Origin of the sequence: Clostridium tetanomorphum (assembly GCF_017873215.1) — a bacterium.
Classification (GTDB): domain Bacteria; phylum Bacillota; class Clostridia; order Clostridiales; family Clostridiaceae; genus Clostridium_AO; species Clostridium_AO tetanomorphum.
On the sequence record NZ_JAGGKA010000011.1, the window covers coordinates 88,343 to 110,793 of the forward strand.

General features: G+C 30.3%; 14 protein-coding genes and 1 riboswitch. All 14 genes read left to right on the plus strand.

Translation table 11 applies throughout. The annotated features are described in order from the left end of the window. The first annotated feature begins 57 nt into the window (after positions 1–57). The 14 genes from J2Z24_RS11955 (at position 58) to J2Z24_RS12020 (ending at position 22,322) form a co-directional block, all read left to right on the plus strand. A complete protein-coding gene (locus J2Z24_RS11955; protein WP_035146925.1) occupies positions 58–2,163 on the plus strand; it encodes a hypothetical protein in 2,106 nt (701 codons plus the stop codon). Beyond that, positions 2,163–3,077, plus strand: a complete 915-nt coding sequence (locus tag J2Z24_RS11960) for an energy-coupling factor transporter transmembrane component T family protein (protein ID WP_035146922.1) — start codon at positions 2,163–2,165, stop codon at positions 3,075–3,077. Before J2Z24_RS11955 ends, J2Z24_RS11960 begins: the two co-directional genes overlap by 1 nt. A 197-nt stretch (positions 3,078–3,274) precedes the next feature. Then, a complete protein-coding gene (locus tag J2Z24_RS11965; protein ID WP_051593206.1) occupies positions 3,275–4,807 on the plus strand; it encodes an ABC transporter ATP-binding protein in 1,533 nt (510 codons plus the stop codon). Positions 4,808–4,893: 86 nt separating this feature from the next. Then, positions 4,894–5,071: riboswitch (cobalamin riboswitch) on the plus strand. Positions 5,072–5,246: 175 nt separating this feature from the next. After that, the gene (locus J2Z24_RS11970; protein WP_035146919.1) at positions 5,247–8,756 is read left to right on the plus strand and encodes a cell wall-binding repeat-containing protein; all 3,510 of its coding nucleotides are present in this window, start codon (positions 5,247–5,249) and stop codon (positions 8,754–8,756) included. A gap of 3 nt (positions 8,757–8,759) precedes the next feature. After that, the gene (locus J2Z24_RS11975) at positions 8,760–9,917 is read left to right on the plus strand and encodes an ABC transporter substrate-binding protein (protein WP_051593205.1); all 1,158 of its coding nucleotides are present in this window, start codon (positions 8,760–8,762) and stop codon (positions 9,915–9,917) included. A 102-nt stretch (positions 9,918–10,019) separates the two neighbouring features. Then, the gene (locus J2Z24_RS11980) at positions 10,020–11,048 is read left to right on the plus strand and encodes a FecCD family ABC transporter permease (RefSeq protein ID WP_035147173.1); all 1,029 of its coding nucleotides are present in this window, start codon (positions 10,020–10,022) and stop codon (positions 11,046–11,048) included. Next, positions 11,045–12,238: an ABC transporter ATP-binding protein gene (locus J2Z24_RS11985; protein WP_035146916.1), complete on the plus strand. Its 1,194-nt coding sequence runs from the start codon at positions 11,045–11,047 to the stop codon at positions 12,236–12,238. Before J2Z24_RS11980 ends, J2Z24_RS11985 begins: the two co-directional genes overlap by 4 nt. 33 nt (positions 12,239–12,271) lie before the next feature. Next, a complete protein-coding gene (locus tag J2Z24_RS11990) occupies positions 12,272–13,717 on the plus strand; it encodes a stalk domain-containing protein (protein WP_035146912.1) in 1,446 nt (481 codons plus the stop codon). 42 nt (positions 13,718–13,759) lie between these two features. Further along, positions 13,760–14,899, plus strand: a complete 1,140-nt coding sequence (locus tag J2Z24_RS11995; protein WP_241393034.1) for an adenosylcobinamide amidohydrolase — start codon at positions 13,760–13,762, stop codon at positions 14,897–14,899. After that, complete coding sequence (cobN, locus tag J2Z24_RS12000) at positions 14,892–18,647, plus strand: cobaltochelatase subunit CobN (RefSeq protein ID WP_035146905.1); 3,756 nt, start codon at positions 14,892–14,894, stop codon at positions 18,645–18,647. Before J2Z24_RS11995 ends, cobN begins: the two co-directional genes overlap by 8 nt. Continuing rightward, positions 18,640–19,683 (plus strand): radical SAM/SPASM domain-containing protein, encoded by a 1,044-nt coding sequence (locus tag J2Z24_RS12005; protein ID WP_035146901.1) that lies wholly within the window; start codon positions 18,640–18,642, stop codon positions 19,681–19,683. Before cobN ends, J2Z24_RS12005 begins: the two co-directional genes overlap by 8 nt. Further along, a complete protein-coding gene (locus tag J2Z24_RS12010; RefSeq protein ID WP_035146898.1) occupies positions 19,677–20,516 on the plus strand; it encodes an ABC transporter ATP-binding protein in 840 nt (279 codons plus the stop codon). The genes J2Z24_RS12005 and J2Z24_RS12010 overlap by 7 nt, the downstream gene beginning before the upstream one ends. After that, on the plus strand, positions 20,516–21,250 hold the full coding sequence (locus tag J2Z24_RS12015) for an ABC transporter permease (RefSeq protein ID WP_051593204.1): 735 nt from the start codon (positions 20,516–20,518) through the stop codon (positions 21,248–21,250). Before J2Z24_RS12010 ends, J2Z24_RS12015 begins: the two co-directional genes overlap by 1 nt. A 31-nt stretch (positions 21,251–21,281) precedes the next feature. Continuing rightward, complete coding sequence (locus tag J2Z24_RS12020) at positions 21,282–22,322, plus strand: magnesium chelatase ATPase subunit I (protein ID WP_035146892.1); 1,041 nt, start codon at positions 21,282–21,284, stop codon at positions 22,320–22,322. The last annotated feature ends 129 nt before the right edge of the window (positions 22,323–22,451 follow it).

Sequence of the window (22,451 nt, forward strand, 5' to 3'; positions counted from 1 at the left end):
AGAGTCAACCTATTTCATTAGGAATAGGTTGATTTTTATAGTAAGGTAGGTGATTTTATGAATAACAATATAAGAGAGAAAAAGTATAGAAAAGGGTGCTTTATTTTAGTATACTTATTTATTTTTATTGGTATATTTTATCTAAATAAGGATTTAGTATATGCCTACCAGAATACTATTAAAACTATTGAAGGACCTAAAGTTGGTAACAATGAAATTGTTGTTAAAAAAAGTAAGGGGTTATATGAAGTAAATATGCCTGAGGAAAAATTCCCAAGTGAAGTAAGTTGGAATTGGAAAGGTCAGGGACAGGTGTGGGCTTGTGTAAAATATTCTGATAAAAATGTTATTTATTATTTAATGGGAGATAGCCAAGTCCCTAAAGTTAAGAACTTTACTTTTATAGATTCTAATGGTATTCCTCGGGTAATAGTTCCAAAGATTTTTAGAGTACAAGAAGGAAAGGTGAATTTTAATCTAATTAATTCCTATTATAAATATTATGGGAATAGAGTTGTAAATGTTGAAAGCATATCTTTTTATGTTAATACACAAGATAACGTAAAAATTAAAGATTTTAAGTTGTTAAATTATAAGGATAAAGTTTCCGAGGATGAGAGCATTGTCATAAATGGAGAAGAAAACAAATTATATATAGGAACTCACATACCGCAAGGTAATACCAAAGATTGCTATATGATAAAAAATAAAACATTACCTATGGAATTTTCTCTTAGAGCTGTTGTTGATAAAGATACTAAAGGTTATCTAAAGATTTCATTTCCAAGCAGTATAAATATTAGTTCTATTAGCAATGATAAAATTCGATTTATAGATAAGCATACATTGAAATTACCTATTAATGCAGTTAAAGGGTACTATGAAGAAAAAGTAATGATTATGGCTAGTATTGAACAATCAGGTACTTTTAATATAGAAGCAGTTTTAGGTAATGAAGTAAAGAAATTTTCTAAAAATATAAAAGTAATTGAGTTAAATGAAGTAAAAAATAAAATCAATGTTTTAGAAGAAGGAGTTTATCCTATTCAGCATGGGAACTATGAAACTACATTAAAAAAGGAACTTAAAAATAATATTAAAGTAAAACAAAATATTAGTGATGGTATACATCGTTTTATAGGTACTGATGAAGAATATGATAATCCAGCAGGATTAATTTCGGGAATTTTTAAAAATTCTAGTGAAGTTGATATTCCAGTTCATGTGAAATTTGCTGTGTTAGATGATAAAGGTAAGGAAATAACATACTTTAGAGGAGAACATTTTGATAAGGAAGAAGAATTAAAATCTGTTCCTGAAACTAATATGGTAGTTAAAGCCAACAGTACTATGGATTTAAAAATGCCAATATTTGCTGACGCCTATTCAGTTAAACCAGGAAAATATAAGGGACAAATGAAAGTTTCTTTTTTTGGATCTGATTGTAATCTTATTATTAAAGAATTTGATCTATATGTACATAAAGAGTCACAATTTCAAAAAATTATAGGGATTACAGCTATTGTATTATCTATACTTTGTTTAATATTGCTTTATATAAAGCAAAAAAAGTGGACAAAGGATTTGAGAACAAGTGAAGTAATGTTAATAGCTTTGTTTACTACAGTTAAGTTTTCATTAGTTGATGTGGCATGGTTTGTTATGGGAGATGTAATAAGAGCAATATTAGGTCCTTTAGGACCATTTATGCATTTGTTAACGGGAATATTTTGGGATGTAATCAACTCTCTTTTCCTAGTTACTTTAGTTAGTTTAGTATCAAAACCAGGTGTTATAATAATATCCACTATTGTAAGACTTATTTTGAAAGCTATAGCTTTTGGAACCTTTAATCCAGTAGCTATATTATTGATGTTGTCATATTCAGTTATTTCAGAAGGATTATTATACTTAGCAGGGTTTACTAATGGGAAAAGACAATTTAAAACTAATTTTAAAGTATTTTCTATAATAGCATTAATTTTTGGTATACAAAACTGTTATTCTACTTATACCTTTTATTATATATGGATGTATTTATATAGATTATTTTATCCAAGTTGGTACATTAACATTAATGCAATTTTTTCAGTGATTTATTCCATTGTAGGATCAATAAGTGGAATTTATCTTGGGAAAAAATTAAAGAAGGTGATGGATTAATGAGAAATGAGTTTGCAGAAGTGGAATCAAAAGAAAGTATTTTTAATTATTTAGATGTTAGAACAAAAATGATAATGCTAGTATGCTTTGCAGTTATTGGTATGGTTCTATCTGGGTGGAAAGCTTTATTTACTATATTTTTATTTGTATGGATTATAGTCATAGTATCTAAAGTTTCATTAAGAAAAGTTAAAGTACTTATTATTCTAAACTTATTAACAGTTTGGGGAATTATATGGATACAAGCAATTTTTTATGAAGCATATCCAAGAACACCTCTTTTATATATTTTGCCGCCAATGGTGGTAGAGCCATCTACTCCAATTATTGGAGGTCTATGGGAAGGGATAGCTATTTATTATGAGGGATTTGTACATGGAATGACTCAATCTTTAAGAATGGTAATTCCTATGACCTTTGGAATGCTTATATTTTGGACGGAAGATCCTATTAGAATTTTAATTGGATTAAATAAACTTAAATTACCATACACTATATCTTTTATGGTAATGACTTGTTTAAGATTTATACCAATAACATTTTCAGAAGTAAAAGTAACTGTAAACTCACAAAAATTGCGTAAATATAAACCCTTTGATGCTAAAGGAGTAATATTTTTGTATGGAATTTATAGAACAGTTATTCAGACTTTAGTACCACTTTTATCTAATTGTATAAGGAAATCTATGAATATGGCTAGAAGTGCAGATTCCAGAGCATTTCGCGCCTATGATGAAAGAACACAACTAAGAAAAATTGAGATGAAAATTTTTGACAAAATAATTATAACTTTATTTTTCCTATTAACAATTGGAATTATTTTATGTAAATTGTTAGCTTATTGTTCCAATGCACGGATTTACTATAACAATAGATTGCTACCAATATATTGGTTTACACATAAATATCTATAAACAGAGTTCTTGTCTTCAGAGGGAATTTTTACTCCTTAGAAGTCGTTATCCTTTAGGGGAAATCGTTATCCAGGGAGATAGCTACTCTTTACTTCCACCTTGAAGAAGAGGTAGAGCGAGTAGTCATCGGATAAAGGCTTGTGTGAACAATAGAGTGTTAGTTTATTTATAAATATTTATTATAGGAGAGAATGCAAATGATAAGAATTGAAAATATTTCTTATAGGTACCCTAATAGAGATAATAATGCTTTACAGAATATAAATTTACATATAAAAAAAGGGGAATTTATTCTTCTTTCTGGTAGTACAGGTTGTGGAAAATCTACATTACTTAAGTGTTTAAATGGAATTATACCTCATGAAACTACAGGAGATTTACAGGGAAATGTATTTATTGGTGATATTAATACTAGGGAATATCCTATTAGAATATTGGCACAAAAAGTAGGATTAGTATTTCAAAATCCTGATGAACAGATATTCTCCACTAAGGTATTGGATGAAGTAGCTTTTGGCTTAGAAAATTTATGTTTTTCTGAAGAAGAAATAACAAAACGTATAAATTGGGCATTAGAAAAGGTAGGTATGAAAGAATATATTAATTCTAGTACAAGTGCACTATCAGGGGGACAGAAGCAAAGAGTAGCTTTAGCATCTGTGCTAGCACTAAAGCCTGAAATATTGGTGTTGGATGAACCAATTAGTCAGCTGGATCCCAAAGGAGCTGAAGAGGTTTTAGGAGTAATAAAAAAATTAAGTGATGAAGGTATGACAATTATATTAGTTGAACATCGTCTACATGAAGTAATATCTTGGGCTGATAGAATTATAGTAATGAATGAAGGAAAAATTGTATTAGATTGTAATACAGACGAAGTTAGTAAATATTTTCATATATTTAAAGCATTAGGATTAAGAATACCTAAAAAAAATAATATAGACTTAAAGTTATTACTAAATAAGTATGGAGAACACATAACTAAAAATTCATCAAAACATTTAAGAGAAAAAGTTATAGAAATGAAGGATGTTTTTTTCTCCTATGAAAAGAAAAAAAGAAAAAAAGTTCCTAATTGGATATTGAAAGGAATTAATTTAGATATTTATAAGGGGGAAGTAGTAGGCATATTAGGCAATAATGGAAGTGGGAAAAGTACATTAATGCATCATATAGCAGGATTATACAAGCCTTATGAAGGAGATGTAATTATATGTGGAAGGAATACTAAAAAAAATAGTGCCTTTGAATTAGCAGGTACAGTAGGAATACTTTTTCAAAATCCTGAATTAATGCTTACTTGTGACACGGTTTATGATGAAGTTGCTTTTGGACCACGTAATCTTAAATATTGTAAAGAAAAAGTGGAAGAAGTAGTTAATAAAAATTTAGATGCTCTTGAATTAAATGAGTTAACTAATTATCACCCCCAAACTATTTCAGGAGGGCAGAGATTAAGATGTGCAGCAGCGTCTATATTATCAATGACACCGGAAATAATTTTATTAGATGAACCTACTAGTGGACAGGATATTCTACATATAAAAAGGCTAATGGAATTATGCAGAGTTCTTTCAGAAAATGGAACTACTGTAGTGTTTATTACCCATGATTATGAAGTAGCTTTAAGGTACACACATAGAGTGATTTATATAGAAGATGGAAATATAATTATGAATGTTGAAACTAGAAATATTTTAAATGAATATGGAGAAGAAGAACTATTTTAAGCTTAAGGATTTGGAGGCAAAAATCAGGAAAATATGTTGAAATTTGAATAATTAACTGATATAATGAATTTTATGTTAACAATACAATTTAATATTATGTTTTAGGTACCTTTTTAAGGTTTAATAGGGAAAGTGGTGAAAATCCACTACAACCCCCGTTACTGTATACGGTTACGAAGCCAAATCCACTGGAGAAAACTCTCTGGGAAGGATGGTAGAGGATGACCCGTGAGTCAGGAGACCTGCCTAAATCATCGGTATGAGTAGCTTCGGAGGGAGGTGAAACATATATAGGCATGATTTTAAATATTGTTGTAAAATATTTAAATAAATATTCCTTATAAGTATATGCATATAAACCTTCGCTTTGCGAGGGTTTTATTTTTTTACATATAACACATAATTATTAATTTACTTAATTTGGGAGGTCATTATAACTATGAACAAAAAAAATCATAAAGCTCTAGCCAGTGTTGCGGTAATGAGTTTAGTACTAGCTTCAACAAATGTACAAGCAGCATCACAAGTGACAAGGATGCCAGGTGCTGATAGATTTACAACAGCACAAACAGTTGCAAAGGAATCTTTTAAAAAGGCAGAAAATGTTATATTAGTTAATGGTTTAGGATATGCAGACTCTGTATCTGCTACACCTTTTGCAAAATTAAAAAGTGCTCCTATTCTTTTAACTGATGCTTTAGATAAACCATCAAAAGATTTATTAGCTACTTTAACTGAACTAGGAGTTAAAAACATATATATAGTAGGTGGAAAAGGCGTAGTTACAGAAATAATGGAAAAAGAACTTGGCAAAAGTTATAAAGTAGAAAGAATTGGTGGAAATTCAAGATATGAAACCAATGCTGAAATAGCTAAAAAGGTTATAGCTGCAACTAAAGCTGAAAAAGCAATACTTGTAAATGGACAAGATGGATATGCGGATGCTTTGTCAGTAGCTTCCATAGCTGCAACTAAAGGATACCCAGTTATATTTGGTAATAAAAATAAGGTTCCTACAGATGTAAAAGATGCTATTAAAAACGTTAAAGAGGTATTAGCAGTAGGTGGAGAAGGTGTATTACCAGAAGAAATTTTTAAACACATAAAAGCCAAGAGAATAGCTAAAGGTTCAGATAGATTTGATACTAACTTAAAAGTATTAGAACACTTCAATGGAGATTTTAAGTTTGACAATATATTTGTAGCGGCAGGTGGAGATGACAGTAAATCAAAGTTTGCAGATGCTTTAGTGGCATCAGCAGCTGCTGCTAAGCACGGTGCTCCAGTTGTATTAACAGGACTAGGTGCTAATAAGGAAAATGTTGATAAGTCTATTAAGTATATTAAAGGAAAAATGGGAGATAAAACTAAGGTTACAGTGGTTGGTGGAATAAATTCTGTAAGTGAAGCCATAGAAAAAGAATTTAAAGATAAAAAGCAAATACCTGGCAAAGCTGAAGTTAAGTCAGTAGAAGCTATTAATTTAAACCAAATAAAGGTTATATTTGATACAAAAGTTCATTCTAGTACAGCTAAAGATGTAACAAACTATGAATTAGACGGAATAAGATTAAGCAAAGAAACTGCTATTGCAGTTAGTAAAGATGGAGGGGTTTTAATTACTCTTGCAAAAGCAGAGTCGCAAGGAGTGGAAAAGACTTTAAAAATTAGAAAGGGTATTTTAACTGAAGATAAGTCAAAATTTATAAAAGAGGATAAATTTAAAATTAAATTTAAAGATATAACACCTCCAACAATTAAAAAAGTAGAAGCTAATTTTGGCAAAAAGGTTGTAATAGAATTCTCAGAAGCTATATTTGTAGAAGGAAAGGATAAAGAAGAAGTACTGAAAATATTAGCTGAACAACTTAAAATAAATGGTGAAAACATAACTAGAATAGGATTTGAAAGTTCACTTTCTAAATTAAAAAATTCATTAAAAGCAAAAGAAACTAATAAAGATGGATTCTATATAGATGGAGTAGAATACTATTTAGGAGAAGCATTGCCAGGTGGAACTAATAAATTATATGTTCCAGATGGTAAGAATGGTGAATATTTATCAGATGCAGTAGGCTGGGTTGTAAAAGAAAATACAATGGATTTCAAAGTTGAAGAAGTAACTGGAAAACCAACGGTAAAATCTATTAAAGGTGGATCTGATGGCAAGATATATATAGAATTTGATAGAGCAATGGATAAAGAATCACTTAAAAGATGCAAAATCACTTTAAATAATAGTTATGAGATTGAAGATAAGGCAAAACTTGAAAAATCTGATACTCAAATTAAATTTGAAGATGTAACGAATATTAGACCAGGTCTTAATAGTGTAGAAATAGGTAATAAATTAAAGGATGCCTATGGAAACAAAATAGAAGATGAAATAAGATTAACATTTACTGCAACAAAAGATGAAAAAAAACCAGAGGTTAAATATGTATTAACAGCAGATAATAACACTTTAACAGTAGTTTATAGCGAAGATGTATTAGAAAATGTAGCTAAGAGTGTAGGTAATTATACTTTAAAGGATTCAAGAGAAAATAAAGTTATTATAAGTGAAGTTAAAAAAGTATCCAAAGATGTTTATAGTGTGATTACAAAGGAAAAACTAGATGGATTAAAATACACTTTAGAAGTGAAAAATACTATGGATCCATCAGGAAATATAATGGAGGATTATACAACTATAATTAATGGAGCACGAGTTACTCCAACTGTTAATGAAGTTGTAAATACAGGTAAGGAAAAAGATGGGCAAAAAGAAAGATTGGCCATACTATTTGGTCAAGAAATGAAATCATCAACTATAAATAAAATTGATAATTATAAATTTAAAGATGGAGATGGAAAAGTTAGAAGTTTACCACAGGATACTAACATAAAGGTTTCTAGAGATGGAAAAGTTGCAAGGCTTGAATTGCCAGAAACTTATATTGTAAAAGAAAAAGATAAAAAAGTAGATAGTAAGTTAGCCTCAAAGATAGTTACAGCAATTATAATTGATGAAAATGTTGAATCAGTAAGTGGAGTGAAAATGGGAGTAGATGATACACAGTATATAAATGCTTCACCTACAAGTAAAATTAAGGTAAGTGAAGAACCAATGACTCTTAAAAAACATAGAGATAATGTAATAGTTGAACTTAGATACACTGGTTCTATTGATAAAGTGGGAAACAAAGAAGACTTTAAGTTCAAAGCAGGTGATAAAGAAATAACTGCAGATAGAATTAATGTAAAAGGTGATTTTATTGAATTTAGATTTAAAGATAGTGATGAAGATTTAGTTGAAAGAGCAGGAGTAGATTTACAACTTAAAGGACTTGGAGAAGTTATAGACTTTTCAGGACAAACTACTGCAGAAGAAGATTTAACAGAAAGTAAATTTAAAGGAATATACCATAATGAAATAGCTTCAGAATTATTATATGAAAAAAACTCAGGATATATAAATGTTGAAAAAGCTGGTAAAGCTGGAGATAAGGATTGGGAAGTTGATGTTCTAGAAGGTAAAATAACTGTTAAATTCAATACAAAAATAGCTAAAAACTCAGTGAACACAGATTACTTTACTTTTATAAGTGATAAAAGTTCAACTTTAAAAGTTAAAAGTGCAGAAGTTAAAGATAATACAATAATTTACACATTAACTGATGAAGGTAAACAAAGATTACAACAAATAGGAACTCATGAAATAATAGTGATACCAGAAAAGAATATTGAAAGAATAGAAAGCAAAGAAGATTTGGAGGGAAACAGTAAGAAGTTTGAACCAAAATCATCAGAAAAAGATGAAAAACTTAAATTTAAAATTACTGTAGAAGAAAAAGATATAAAAGTAGTTAAAGAATCAGAAGAATTGAAGGAGACTAAAGAAACTATACCTGTAGAAAACAATACTGATAAAAAGTTAAATAATGATAATAAAAAAGGAGAGGTGTAATTTATGAAAAAACTTTTGAGTATTTTTATTTGTGGAATGCTTATGGTTACACTTTTTGGATGTGCTGAAAAGCCTAAACAAGATAAAAACAGTGATTCTAAACAAGTAAATCAAGAGAAAATATCAAAAAATAAATCTGATAAAATTAAATATGCAACCAAATTTAATGTGGAATATTTAGATAATAATGTTAAGTTGGTAACAGATGGTGCTAATAGAAAATTATTATTAGTACCAAAAGGGCAAAAGAAACCAGAAGGATATGATAAAATTCCTGTGATTAATACTCCAATAGATAATGTTTTATTATGTTCAAGTGTACATTCTTCTTTAATAAGACCTTTGGATGTATTTGATACAGTAAAGTGTGTTACAAAATATGATGTAGACCAAGGACATATCGATGAAATAAATGACAGAATGAAGAAAGGTTCTATTACTTATGTAGGAAAACTTGCTGCATTGGATTATGAATTAATTAAATCTAAAAAACCAGAAGTAGCGTTTATTATATCAGTAGACGAACCCAAAGTTGGACCTAAACTTAAAGAATTAGGAATACCTTATGTTGTTGAAGCTTCATCCTTAGAAAATCATCCTTTAGGAAGAATGGAATGGATAAAGTTTATGTCTATTTTCTACAATAAAAAAGATGTAGCTGATAAATATTTACAAAAAGCTGAGGATACTATTAAAAGAATAGGTGAAAAAATTAAAGAAAAGGACAAGCCACTAGTAACAGCTGGAGTTTCATATAAAGGAAAATTTTCAGTAAGACGTGGAGGTTCATATCAAGCAAAGATGTATGATATAGTTGGTGGAAACTATGTGTTTAAGGATGTTGAAAGTAATAAGAGTGGAGCTTTTTCAATGACTTTTGAAGATTTTTATGCAAAGAGCATTAACTCAGATATATATATTTATGCTGAGAGTAGTAAGATACCTAAAAGCATAACAGATTTTGAAAAACAAGTGCCTATAATAAAAAATATGAAATCTATTAAAAATGGACAATTATGGGCAACACAACCTTGGTGGTCTCAATCAGTAGATAAGCTAGATGAAATTATGGAGGATTTAGCAGCAATTTGTCATCCAGAAGAGTTTAAAGATCATAAAATAAAACATTATTATAAAGTACCAAAAACAAGTGATAAATAAAAAAAGAAGACTTATAAAGAAATGTTGGTAATAGTTAGCTAAATGAGAAAGGTAAGTATAGGAGGGTAAAATACTATACCCTCCTTTAAAATGGAGGAAAAAATGGAGAGTATACATAAGGCAAAGTCTAAACATATAGTTATTTTAGGTTTTTTTTTAATTTTAGCATTTTTTGTATTTGCATTTTGCATTGGAGTTGGTTCTATAAAGATAGATTTAAAAGAAGTTATACATATTATTTTTAAAAATGAAGCTTTCAATCCTGAAAATAAAGATATTGTTATGGATATAAGATTTCCAAGGGCTTTAGCAACATTAATAGGTGGAGCTGGTTTAGCACTTTCAGGTTTATTACTTCAGATATTTTTTAAAAATCCTATAGTAGAACCCTATGTATTAGGAATTTCATCAGGTTCCACTTTGGTTGTAGCTTTGATAATGCTTGGAGGAGTTACTTTAGGATTTGAAAACCCTTCTCCCTATATGTTGGTTTTAGGAGCTTTTTTAGGAGCTTTATTGGTAATGATGCTAGTAGTAGCTTTTGCCATAAAAGTGAAAGATATAGTAACTCTTTTAGTTATTGGTATAATGGTTGGATATATTTGCAGTGCTGTAACAAATTTTTTAATAGCTTTTGCAGATAAAGAGCAATTGTATGGATTTGTTATGTGGACAAAGGGAAGCTTTTCAGGATTTACATGGAATAACATAAATGTACTTATGGTTGTAGGAATTCCTATGATTATTGGTTCTTTTTTTGCAGTAAAACCTCTTAATGCATTTCTAATGGGAGAAGAATACGCTAAAAGCATGGGAGTTAATATAAAGAAATTTAGATTAATAATTATATTAATTGCTAGTATATTGACTGCTGTGGTAACTGCCTTTACAGGTCCTATAGCATTTATAGGTCTTGCAGTTCCTCACATTTCAAGACTTATTTTTAAAACTTCTGATAACAGAGTACTAATACCTGGTACAGTTATTCTAGGAGCTATAGTAACATCATTTTGTGATTTGATTTGCAGAACTTTATTTGCACCTACAGAATTATCAATTAGTTCTATAACATCTTTTATTGGAGCACCTATTGTAATATACCTCATACTTAAAAGGAGGGCGTCACTATGATAACTTTAAACACTAAAGACCTTTCTGTAGGTTATGAAAATAAAATAATTGTTAAGGATATAAATATAAATATTGTAAAAGGAGAAACACTTTGTCTTTTAGGACCTAATGGTGCTGGCAAAACAACTATTTTAAGAACTATATCCAAGCTGTTAAAACCTATAAAAGGCATGGTCTATATAGAAGAAGAAAATATTAAAGATATATCAAATAAAGAGCTTTCAAAGAAAATGTCTGTAGTTTTAACTAACAAATTTAATGGAGGATTAATGACAGTTTTTAATGTAGTGGCTATGGGTAGATATCCTTATACAGGATTTTTCGGATATTTAGGTAAAAAGGATATGGAAAAAATCTCTGAAGCTTTAAAGATAGTACATGCAGAAGATATCAAAGAAGCTTATTTTGATGAATTAAGTGATGGTCAAAAACAAAAGGTTTTAGTAGCAAGAGCCCTTGTACAGGAACCAGATATAATTGTTTTAGATGAACCTACAACACACTTAGATATAAAACATAGATTGGAGCTTATTGAAATACTAAGAAATCTTACAAAACAAAGAGGGATTACAGTAATATTATCTCTTCATGAAATAGATATGGCATTAAAAAGTTGTGATAAGGTGGCCCTTGTAAATAAGGGAGAAATAGTTGCTTATGGTACTCCAGAAGATGTGGTAGATGAAGACACAATAGAAAAATTATATGGAATAAAAGAAGCTAATTTTAATAATTTACTAGGTTCTATAGAACTTTCAAATAATAATAAACCTAAAGCTTTTGTTATAGGTGGCAGTGGATATGGAGCTTCTATATATAGGATACTTACCAAATATAATATAGGTTTTTATACCGGTGTTTTGCATGAAAATGATGTAGATTATGAAATAGCCAGAACTATAGGGTTACCTATATTAAAAGAGAAAGCCTTTGAAGGAATAAAAGATGAAAGTATTAAAAAAGCAAAAGAAATGATAGATGAGGTATCTTTTGTAATAGATTCAGCTTACCCAGTAGGATATATTAACAAAAGTAATTTACAATTAATTTTCTATGCGTTAAGTAAAGCTAAAAAAGTTTTTAGTTTTAGAAAAAAAGATGAGTGTATAAAACTATATGGGAAAGAAAGTAAAAATATTGAATGTATAGATTGCATGTATACATTATTAGAAAAGTTTATTATTAAATAAAAGTATAATTAATGAATAGAGGGAGGAGATTTTATGTATCAAAATACTAAAAAAAACAGCAAATCACTATTAGCTATCATACTAACTTTATTAATGTTCACATTAACAGCATGTAGTAACAAAGCTGGTGATTCAAAATCAGTATCTACAGATAATAAGGGAGAAGCTAAAAAGATAGTAGCTACTAAAATTGAGAAGGATAAAGTATATGTATCTTTAAAAGGGGCTTTTGAATATGTAGGGGGTAAATGTATAATTGATGGTAAAAATGCCACTGCTACAAATGAAAAAGATACAATAAAAGTTAATTCAGAAAGCAAAGAAGCTTATATAAATTCAACTAAGGTAGAAATAAAGGACATGCCTATAGTGAAAAAAGATGATGTATATGTTCCAATAGAATTCTTAAATGAAGTTCTTGATGCTAAAGTTACATATAATAAAGAAAATAAAACTCTTGATATAAGAAAAGAAATGCCTTTAAAGTATTCAAAAGGATTTAGCGTTAAATACTTAAAGGGTGGATTAAAGAAAGTGATAGATGGAGACAAGAGAACTTTAATTTTAGTTCCAAAGGGAAAAGAAGTACCTGAGGAGTATAAAAATGAAACAGTTATAAATATTCCAATGAATAATGTACTTGCCGCGTCAACTACCCAAGGATGTTTATTAAGAGCTATACAGGAAATACCAAGTATAGCAGCAGTTACAACAAAGCAGGATCAGTGGCAAGTAAGTGAAGTTGCTGAGGGAATGAAAAATGGAAAGATAAAGTATGTTGGGAAAAACACTGCACCTGATTATGAAAAAATATCATCTCTAAAGCCATCAATGGCGTTTGTTTATTCAGGGACTTATGGATTACATCCTATGATGAAAAAGTTTGATGAGTTAAAAATAAAATATGCTATAAATAATGAATATCTTGAAGAAGATCCATTTGGAAGAATGGAATGGATTAAGTTTATAGCAGCATTTTATGATAAAGAAGACTTAGCAGAAAAATATTTTGATGATGCTGTAAAAAAAGCAGAGAAAACTACTAAAAAAATTGCTAATGACAAGAAACCTAAAGTAGCATGGGGTATGGTTTATAAAGGTAAGGTTTATGTTCCAAAACCAGATTCCTATGTGGGGAAAATGATAGATATGGCTGATGGAGATTATGTATTTAAGAATGAAAAGATAATAAATGGTACTGTAACCCTTGAAGAATTTTATGCAAAGGCAAAGGATGCAGATATTCTTATATATTCATCATTAAATCAGAATTCACCAACTCTTAAATCTGTAATTGATCAAGCACCAATATTAGAAAAAATAAAACCAGTTACAGATAAGAAAGTATGGTGTTTCAATCCAGATTATTATCAATCTGTAGATAAAACAGATGAATTAATAACAGATTTGGCAGCTATTTTTCATTCAGATATGTATAAAGGATACAATGTTAAGCACTATATAAAATATACAAAGTAATTAGTAAGTATATTATTTCAGTAGGGAGGATTAGTAATTTTGATGATATATAAATTGTCCACAGGAGACGAAGTCCACAGATATCAAAAAAGTATAGTTGTACAGTTTAAGGATGATAGAAAGGTTTTGAGTACATCTCTAATCAATGGAGGATATAAAGAGAATTTAAAGACTGTTTTTAATCATGATGCAAATCCAGGTGCAGGAATGGCTTGTTCTTTAAAAGCCCCTACCTATAAAGAACATATGAATATAATAGCAGAGGAATTAGGATTGGATACTGAAACTACAGCCGGAATTTCAACTGCTGCTTCCATGGATAATGTATCTATAAAAACTGAAAGTTATAGAGATATAACTGTAACTGCTATAGTAACTGGTGGAATTGAGGTTAATGGGGGAAGAGTAGGAGACCCCGGATCTTTCTATGAAAATGAAGGTGAATTTGAAGACATTAACCCAGGAACTATAAATATAATTTTATATATAGATGCAGACCTACCAGCAGAAACTATGACAAGAGCTCTTGTGACCTGTACAGAGGCTAAAACTGCCGCAATTCAAGAATTAATGGAAGGAAGTAAATATTCAAGAGGTATTGCAACAGGCTCAGGAACAGATGGCACTATTATTGTTTCAAATAGTAAATCTAAAATGAAATTATTATTTTCAGGTAAGCATTCAAAATTAGGAGAGCTTATAGGTGTTGCAGTAAAAAAAGCAGTAAAAGAGGCATTGTTTTTACAAACTGGATTGTGTCCAGAAAAGCAGCACAGTATGCTTAGAAGAACAAAGCGTTTTGGAGTTAATGAAGAAGTAATTTGGAAGAAATATAAATCTATAGTTAAGGAAAATGAAAATGGGAAGAAGCTTACAAAGGCTGAATTTATACATAACCTTGAAGTAGCAGATATGAAGGATGATTTGGTAACTTTAACTTCTCTATATGTTCATTTATTAGATCAATTGGATTGGAAGCTTTTATCATCAAAAGAAGTTATGGAAGAAGGAAAAATAATTTTGAATAGAATAAAAGAAAAGTTTGGTGTAAATGAAGTGATTAATAAAGAGCAGAATATTAATTTTAGCAATGAACAGTGTGTTGATAAAATAATTGAATTTATGATAGATAATTTGATTACTGTAATGGCGCATGTATCAGGAGGTTTTTATAATGTTTAAGTTGCTTTTTATAATGTCTCCAATGGATTCAGTATATAAACTAAAGGAAGTAAAGCTGAGTTTACAAGAAAAATATAAAGATCAATTTTCTATGAAATTTATAGATACCTATACAATAGATGAAAATCCAGAAGAATTTAATCGATGTATAAAAGAAATAGAAAGCTCAGATATGATCTTTATTACAGCTCATGGTGGAATAACTTATTTTAAGAGCTTAGATAAAATTATGGATAAGTATCAGGGGAAAAAGAGATTTTTTATTCATTCAGGAATACAGGATGAAAATGCTTCCCTATTAAAGAAATCTGGAATTTCACAAAAAGAATATGTGGAAATACTTCGCTATTTTTTAATAGATGATAATGAAAATTTGGAAAATATGATATTACACTTAGCAGTATATTTTGGAGGGGAAAATTATAAGGTTAATCCACCTAGATATCCTAATTGGGAGGGGATATATTACCCAGGAAAAAATATTGAAGACTATGAAGAATACATAGAAGAAGCAAAAAAATCCGGAAGACCTATTATTGGTATTTTGTTTTACAGTAAATATATGAGAGAAAATAACCTTAAACATATAGATACATTTATAAGAGAGATAGAAGTTTTAGGAGGTGTACCGCTAGCGGTATATACAGCTACTGCCCCAGATTCATCTGTTGGATGTAGAGGATTTCAATGGACATTAGATAACATATTAATGAAAGAAGGAAAACCTATAGTCCATGCAATCATAAATACCATTGGATATTCACAGAGCATATTATCAAATCCTGGAGATGGTACAACTACAGTGGAAAAGAGTATATTTGAAAGCATAGGAGTACCAGTACTTCAAGCATTAAACACCTATCAAAGCTTTGATACTTGGAAAAATTCAATACAGGGGATTGATATGATGTCTCTTACAGGGAATGTTTATTATCCAGAATTTGATGGACAAATTATTACTGTAACTACCTCTTATTGCGAAAGAGTAGTGGATGAAATAGGAGAAAGGTTAGTATTTAAGCCAATTGAAGAAAGAATTAATAAGGTTTGTAGGTTAGCATTAAACTGGGCAAAGCTTAGAACTATAGACAATAAAGATAAAAAAGTAGCAATACTTTTCCATAACATGCCTCCAAGAAATGATATGATTGGATGCGCTTTTGGACTTGATACTCCTGCTGCTGTATTGGACATGGTAAAGGCTCTAAAGAAAGAAGGCGTATATACAGAATACGATTTTGAAAATGGAGATGAAATAATAAATAGAATTATAGATGCAGTGAGCAATGATATGAGATGGTTTTCTGCAGAAAAAGCTTTAGAAAAAAGTGTAGATATAATAGATGGTAATTTATATAGACAGTGGTTTTCTAAGCTTGGAGAATCTGTGCAGGAAAAAATGGTACATGATTGGGACACTCCTCCAGGAGAGTTTATGGTATTTGATGATAAACTTCCTGTGCCAGGTATCATAAATGGAAATATATTTATAGGACTTCAGCCTCAAAGAGGTTATGAGGAAAAGGCAGATGAAGTTTATCACAGTACAGATATTGTTCCTCCCCATCAATACATAGCCTTTTATAAATGGATAAAGAATGTATTTAAGGCAGATGTGATTGCTCATATAGGTACCCATGGAACAGTAGAATGGCTTCCAGGAAAAGAAGTTGGATTATCAGAAAATTGTTATACAGATATTTGTATTGATGATATGCCTCATGTTTATCCCTATAGCATAAATGTGGTGGGAGAAGGAATTCAGGTAAAAAGAAGAGGATGTGGAGTTATTTTAGATCATCTTATTCCTTCACTTACACAGAGTGGAACCTATGGCGAAATGGAAAATATTGATGAATTGATAAAGCAGTATTACCATGCTAAGCAGGGAGATAATACAAAGGTAAAACATATACAGGATGAAATAATAGAGTTAGTTATAAAAAACAACTATCATATTGATTTAAATATGAGCAAAGAAGAAATACAGGGTGATTTTGAAGACTTTATGGAGCGCTTTCATGGCTGGATTGAGGAAATTAAAAATTCTTTAATAAAAGATGGGTTACATCTGTTTGGAAGGGTTCCACAAGGAGAAAGGTTTGAAAATTTAGTTTCTGCCCTTTTAAGATTATCTAACGGTAATGTGTGCTCATTAATTAATGGTGTATGTACTGCTTATGGATTAGATTATGAACATTTAAAGAATCATCCATATGAAACTAATAATGAAGGCGTAACAAATTTAATGCTCTTAGACAAAATGGAAGAAGTAAGTAGAGAAATAATAAAAAAGCTTCACAATTCAGACTACACAGTTGAAGCTATTGAAAATATATTAGTAGAATACTTTAAAAAACAGCCTGTAGAAAAAGTAAGAAAGTTATATGAAACTCTTAAGTTTGCAGCTACTGTTGTTAAAGATAAATTAGATTCTACCACAGATGAAATAAAACATTTTGTATATGGAGTAAATGGAAAATTTGTTCCACCTGGCGGCTCAGGAAGTCCAACTAGAGGTAGAGTGGATATATTACCTACAGGAAGAAATTTTTATTCCATAGACCCAACCTCAGTTCCTACTAAAGCAGCATGGAAGGTAGGTAAACAACTTGGGGATAACTTAATTAATAGATATTTAAAGGATGATGGAAAATATCCTGAAACTGTTGCAATGATTGTGTATGCAGGAGAAACAATGAAAACCTGTGGAGATGACATAGCAGAAGCACTTTATTTAATGGGAATAAAACCTAAATGGTTAGAAAGTACGGATAAGGTGGTAGGACTTGAAGTTATGCCATTACAAGAATTAAAAAGACCAAGAATTGATGTTACATTAAGAATCTCTGGACTTTTCAGAGATACCTTTCCAAATATTATTGAACTAGTTGAGGATGGAGTTAATCTTGCAGCGGGTCTTGATGAGGGTGAAGATGTTAATTATATAAGAAAAAATATATTTAATGAAGTTAATGAACTAGTTAAGAATGGAATGAATGTTGAAGAAGCACAACAGGAGGCTAGTTTAAGAATTTTTGGATGCCCTCCAGGAACTTATGGTGCAGGTGTGGATGTATTAATTAACAGCAAGAATTGGAATGACTTTACTGACCTTGGGAATGTATATGCTCTTTGGAGTGGACATGCTTATGGACGTAAAATTCATGGTAAAAAGACGAAAGAGGTTTTTGAAAGAAGAATGTCTTTAACTGAAATAACTGTTAAAAATGAATCTTCACAGGAGATAGATATTCTTGATAGTGATGATTTTTATAACTATCATGGAGGAATGATAGCAGCGGTAAGAACATTCTCAGGAAAAATACCTAAATCTTACTCTGGAGATACAAGCGATCCAGCTAGAGCCAAGGTAAGGGAAGTTAAGGAAGAAACAGCAAGAATAATGCGTTCTAGAATTTTAAATCCAAAGTGGTTTGAAGGACTTAAGCCTCATGGATATAAGGGAGCTCAAGAGATTTCTGGAATGGTGGATTTTGTATTTGGATGGGATGCAACAGCAGATGTTATTGAAGACTGGATGTATGAAAAGATAAGTGAAGCATATCTTTTTGATGATGAAAGAAGAGAATGGATAAAAAGTGTAAACCCATGGGCTATACACAGTATGGTAGAAAGATTACTAGAAGCTAATCAAAGAGGTATGTGGAATGGAGATAAGGAAAGTATAGATAAATTAAAACAATTATATATGGACATAGAAGGGGACATAGAAGAATATGTTTAATAATTTAAATTTTTTAGTACTATGGTTGACTAATGACTGTAATTTAAGATGTAAATACTGTTACGCAAGTGCAGGGGATAAAAATGAATATATGACCTTTGAAACAGCAAAAAAAGCATTAGAAATACCAAAGTCAAAATTTAAGCTTCAACTAGCAGGAGGAGAACCCCTTTTAAACTTTAAACTTATTAAGGATATATATGAATACTTAAGAGAGAATAAACCAGAGATTAGAATGCAGATGCAGACCAATGGAGCTTTAATAAATAGTGGAATTGCAAAAGAAATTAAAAAAATGAATATATCCCTAGGAGTAAGTTTGGATGGCACTATAGAAGTTAATGAGAAACTAAGAGGCGGTACAAAGGATGTTATAAATGGAATAAAAACCTTAGCACAGGAAGGCATAATGGTAAATTTAAATTGTGTTGTAACTGAGGAAAACATTGAATATTTATATAAGCTTGTAGATTTAGCATTATATCTTGGCAATGTGGGAGGAATAGGTCTTGACTTATTAAGGGATACTGGGAGAACTTGTAAAAGTGATGTGAAAAGAGCAGTTCCTTCTCAAATTAAAAAGCATTTAAGAGAAGCTCATAATAGAACAATTGAACTATGGAAACTAACAGGAAGAAGGATTATTATAAGGGAAATAGAGGATGCAAGAAAAAGAATTATAGAAGGTAAGGGATGTATAACTTATTGCCATGCAGTTTATGGAGGATCTATGGTAGTACATCCAGATGGAAACGTGTATCCTTGTGGTTCCCTGAGTGGCAGTGAGAAATACTATATGGGAAATATTTATGATTTATCTTCCCAAAGAGAAGTTAGAATTAATAACAATAAAGCTGAATCCTGTAATGGTTGTAAATATGAAAAAATTTGTGTAGGAGCATGTCCTGCAAGAAACATTATAAATGGTAAAACTCATGGAGTTGCCATTGAAGATTGTGTTTTAAGAAAAACTGCCTTTGAAATAGTAGAAGAAGAAATCATAAAAAACACAGAGGAGGGGTATGAAAATTGCTAGTTATTAAGAATCTTACTAAAAAATATGACAATTTGACAGCAGTAAATGAGTTGAATTTAGAAATTAAGAAAGGTGAATTTTTTGGGCTTTTAGGACCCAATGGAGCAGGAAAAAGTACAACTATTAGAATGATAAGTACATTAACTCTAATTACATCAGGAGATATTATTATAAATAATAAAAGTATGGATAGAAACTTAAAAGAAGTTAAGATGAAAATAGGCGTAGTACCCCAAGGAAATAATTTAGAAGTAGAAATGACAGCCTGGGAAAATCTAGAGCTTCATGGAAGGCTTTACAATATGCCCAAAGATATAAGAAGAAAAAGAATAGAGGAGTTATTAGAGTTTACAGAGCTTAATAAAAGAGCTAATGACCTTGTTAAAGGATATTCTGGTGGTATGAAAAGAAAGCTTATGATTGCAAGAGCACTTATGCATAAGCCTGATTTGCTTCTTTTAGATGAACCAACTGTAGGACTTGATGCAACTGCAAGAAGAAAAATGTGGGATTTACTTAAAACATTGAAAGATAAAGGGTTAACAGTACTATTAACAACTCATTATATTGAAGAAGCGGAAGTTTTATGTGATAGAGTAGGACTTATAGATGGAGGGCATTTAATTGAACTAGATTCCCCTGAAAGATTAATTGAAAAGGTTGGAAAATATACTGTTGAACATTTCCAAAATGGAGAAACAAAAGAAGAGTTTTTTGAAAAGAGAGAGGAAGCAGCTTCATTTGCTGCTGAATTACAAGGAAGTGTAAATATTAGACCTTCAAACTTGGAAGATGTGTTTATTAAATTAACCAACAGAAGGGTGGGAGCATAATGTGGACCTTTTCAAGCATTTTATGGCAAGAATATGTATTATTTAAACGTAAATTTTGGACTATAACTTTAGCAGCTATGGTTTCTCCTATTTTATATTTAATAGCTTTTGGATGGGGGTTAGGTGGAGGATTAACTGTAGAAGGAAAGTCTTACATAAATTTTGTAATACCAGGTATTATTGCTTTAACTACAATGACAACAAGCTATAGTAATACAGCTAATTCAGTAAATATATCAAGAATATTTTATAAAACCTTTGAAGCATTTATGATGGCCCCAATTACTGTAGCTTCTTATGCTTTAGGAAAAATAGTAGCTGGAGCATTAATGGGAATGTATTCATCATTATTAATAATAGTTTTATCCTTAGTTTTTAAAACAGGATTAATAATAACACCTTATTTTATTTTAATAATTATGCTTAATTGTTTAGTATTTGCAGCAGTAGGATTTACAGCAGGTATATTTATAAATTCTCATAGCGATATGGCAAAGTTTTCAAGTTTTGTTATAACTCCAATGTCCTTTTTATGTGGTACATTTTTCTCTTTAGATAAAATGCCAGGAGTAATAAAAAATATTATATGGATATTACCTCTTACCCACACCAGTTTAGGGCTTAGAAGTAGTGGGGAAGATTTAATGAATGTGGTTGTTCATCCTATTATTTTAATTGTTTATTTTACAGTTATTTGTTTTATAGGAATTAAAGGATGCAAAAGAGCTGAGTAAAAGCACTTAAATTTGAAGGGAGTTTTATAAAATGAAAAATATAAAAAAGGTTTATCCATTTACAGCAATTGTTGGACAGGAAAATATGAAAAAGGCATTAATACTTAATGTTATAAATCCATCTCTTGGTGGAGTTTTAATTAGAGGGGAAAAAGGAACAGCTAAATCAACAGCAGTTCGTGCATTAGCACAACTTTTACCAGAAAGAGAACAGGTGGAAGGATGTATTTTTGGATGTGATCCTGAGGATAAAGGAAGTATGTGTGCAAATTGCCGTGAAAAAATGAAAAAGGGGCAGAAACTAAATAAAGTAAAGGAAAAAATGAAAGTGGTAGATTTACCTGTTAGTGCTACAGAAGATAGAGTAGTAGGTACTTTAGATATTGAGTATGCAATCAAAAAAGGAGAAAAGAAATTTGAACCAGGAATTTTAGCACAGTCAAACAGAAATATTCTTTATGTTGATGAAGTAAATCTTCTTGATGATCATGTAGTAGATGTTTTATTGGATTCTGCTGCTATGGGGGTAAATACAATAGAGAGAGAAGGTGTATCCTTTTCTCATCCAGCTAAATTCATTCTTGTTGGCACTATGAATCCAGAAGAAGGAGATTTAAGACCTCAGCTTTTAGATAGATTTGGTATGGTGGTTGATGTAATAGGAGAAAGAGATACTGAAAAAAGAGTACAAGTAATAAAAAGAAGACTAGAATATGAAAATGATAGTGAAGCTTTTATATCAAGCTATGATAAAGAACAGCAAAAGTTAAGAGATAAAATTTCAAAGGCTAAGGAAATTTTAAAGGAAGTAACCTTTGATGACAAAACATTACAAATGGCTGCAACAATAAGCATAGAAATGGATGTAGATGGCCATAGAGCAGATATAAGCATGATCAAAACTGCAATGACTATAGCTGCTTTTAATGGTAGGGATAAAGTAAATAGTAAAGATATGATAGAAGCAGCAGAACTTACACTTCCACATAGAATGAGAAGAAAGCCATTTGAAGAAGGAGTTATGGATTTTTCTAAAGTTGAAGAAATAATTAATGAAATAGAAAGGGGTTAAGACAGAGGACAGAGGAGAATTTACAGTTGACAATTGACAGTTAAGGAGGCTTTTCTTTACAGAAAAGCTTTAAATAAATTTTAAGTTAAAGATTTTCTGTGGGAAAGCGGAAGAAAATCCTCCTTATTT

Bases quoted from the DNA above. Each gene is read 5' to 3' on its own strand.
- J2Z24_RS11955 (WP_035146925.1), top strand. From the start codon at position 58: ATGAATAACAATATAAGAGAGAAAAAGTATAGAAAAGGGTGCTTTATT.
- J2Z24_RS11960 (WP_035146922.1), top strand. From the start codon at position 2,163: ATGAGAAATGAGTTTGCAGAAGTGGAATCAAAAGAAAGTATTTTTAAT.
- J2Z24_RS11965 (WP_051593206.1), top strand. From the start codon at position 3,275: ATGATAAGAATTGAAAATATTTCTTATAGGTACCCTAATAGAGATAAT.
- J2Z24_RS11970 (WP_035146919.1), top strand. From the start codon at position 5,247: ATGAACAAAAAAAATCATAAAGCTCTAGCCAGTGTTGCGGTAATGAGT.
- J2Z24_RS11975 (WP_051593205.1), top strand. From the start codon at position 8,760: ATGAAAAAACTTTTGAGTATTTTTATTTGTGGAATGCTTATGGTTACA.
- J2Z24_RS11980 (WP_035147173.1), top strand. From the start codon at position 10,020: ATGGAGAGTATACATAAGGCAAAGTCTAAACATATAGTTATTTTAGGT.
- J2Z24_RS11985 (WP_035146916.1), top strand. From the start codon at position 11,045: ATGATAACTTTAAACACTAAAGACCTTTCTGTAGGTTATGAAAATAAA.
- J2Z24_RS11990 (WP_035146912.1), top strand. From the start codon at position 12,272: ATGTATCAAAATACTAAAAAAAACAGCAAATCACTATTAGCTATCATA.
- J2Z24_RS11995 (WP_241393034.1), top strand. From the start codon at position 13,760: ATGATATATAAATTGTCCACAGGAGACGAAGTCCACAGATATCAAAAA.
- cobN (WP_035146905.1), top strand. From the start codon at position 14,892: ATGTTTAAGTTGCTTTTTATAATGTCTCCAATGGATTCAGTATATAAA.
- J2Z24_RS12005 (WP_035146901.1), top strand. From the start codon at position 18,640: ATGTTTAATAATTTAAATTTTTTAGTACTATGGTTGACTAATGACTGT.
- J2Z24_RS12015 (WP_051593204.1), top strand. From the start codon at position 20,516: ATGTGGACCTTTTCAAGCATTTTATGGCAAGAATATGTATTATTTAAA.
- J2Z24_RS12020 (WP_035146892.1), top strand. From the start codon at position 21,282: ATGAAAAATATAAAAAAGGTTTATCCATTTACAGCAATTGTTGGACAG.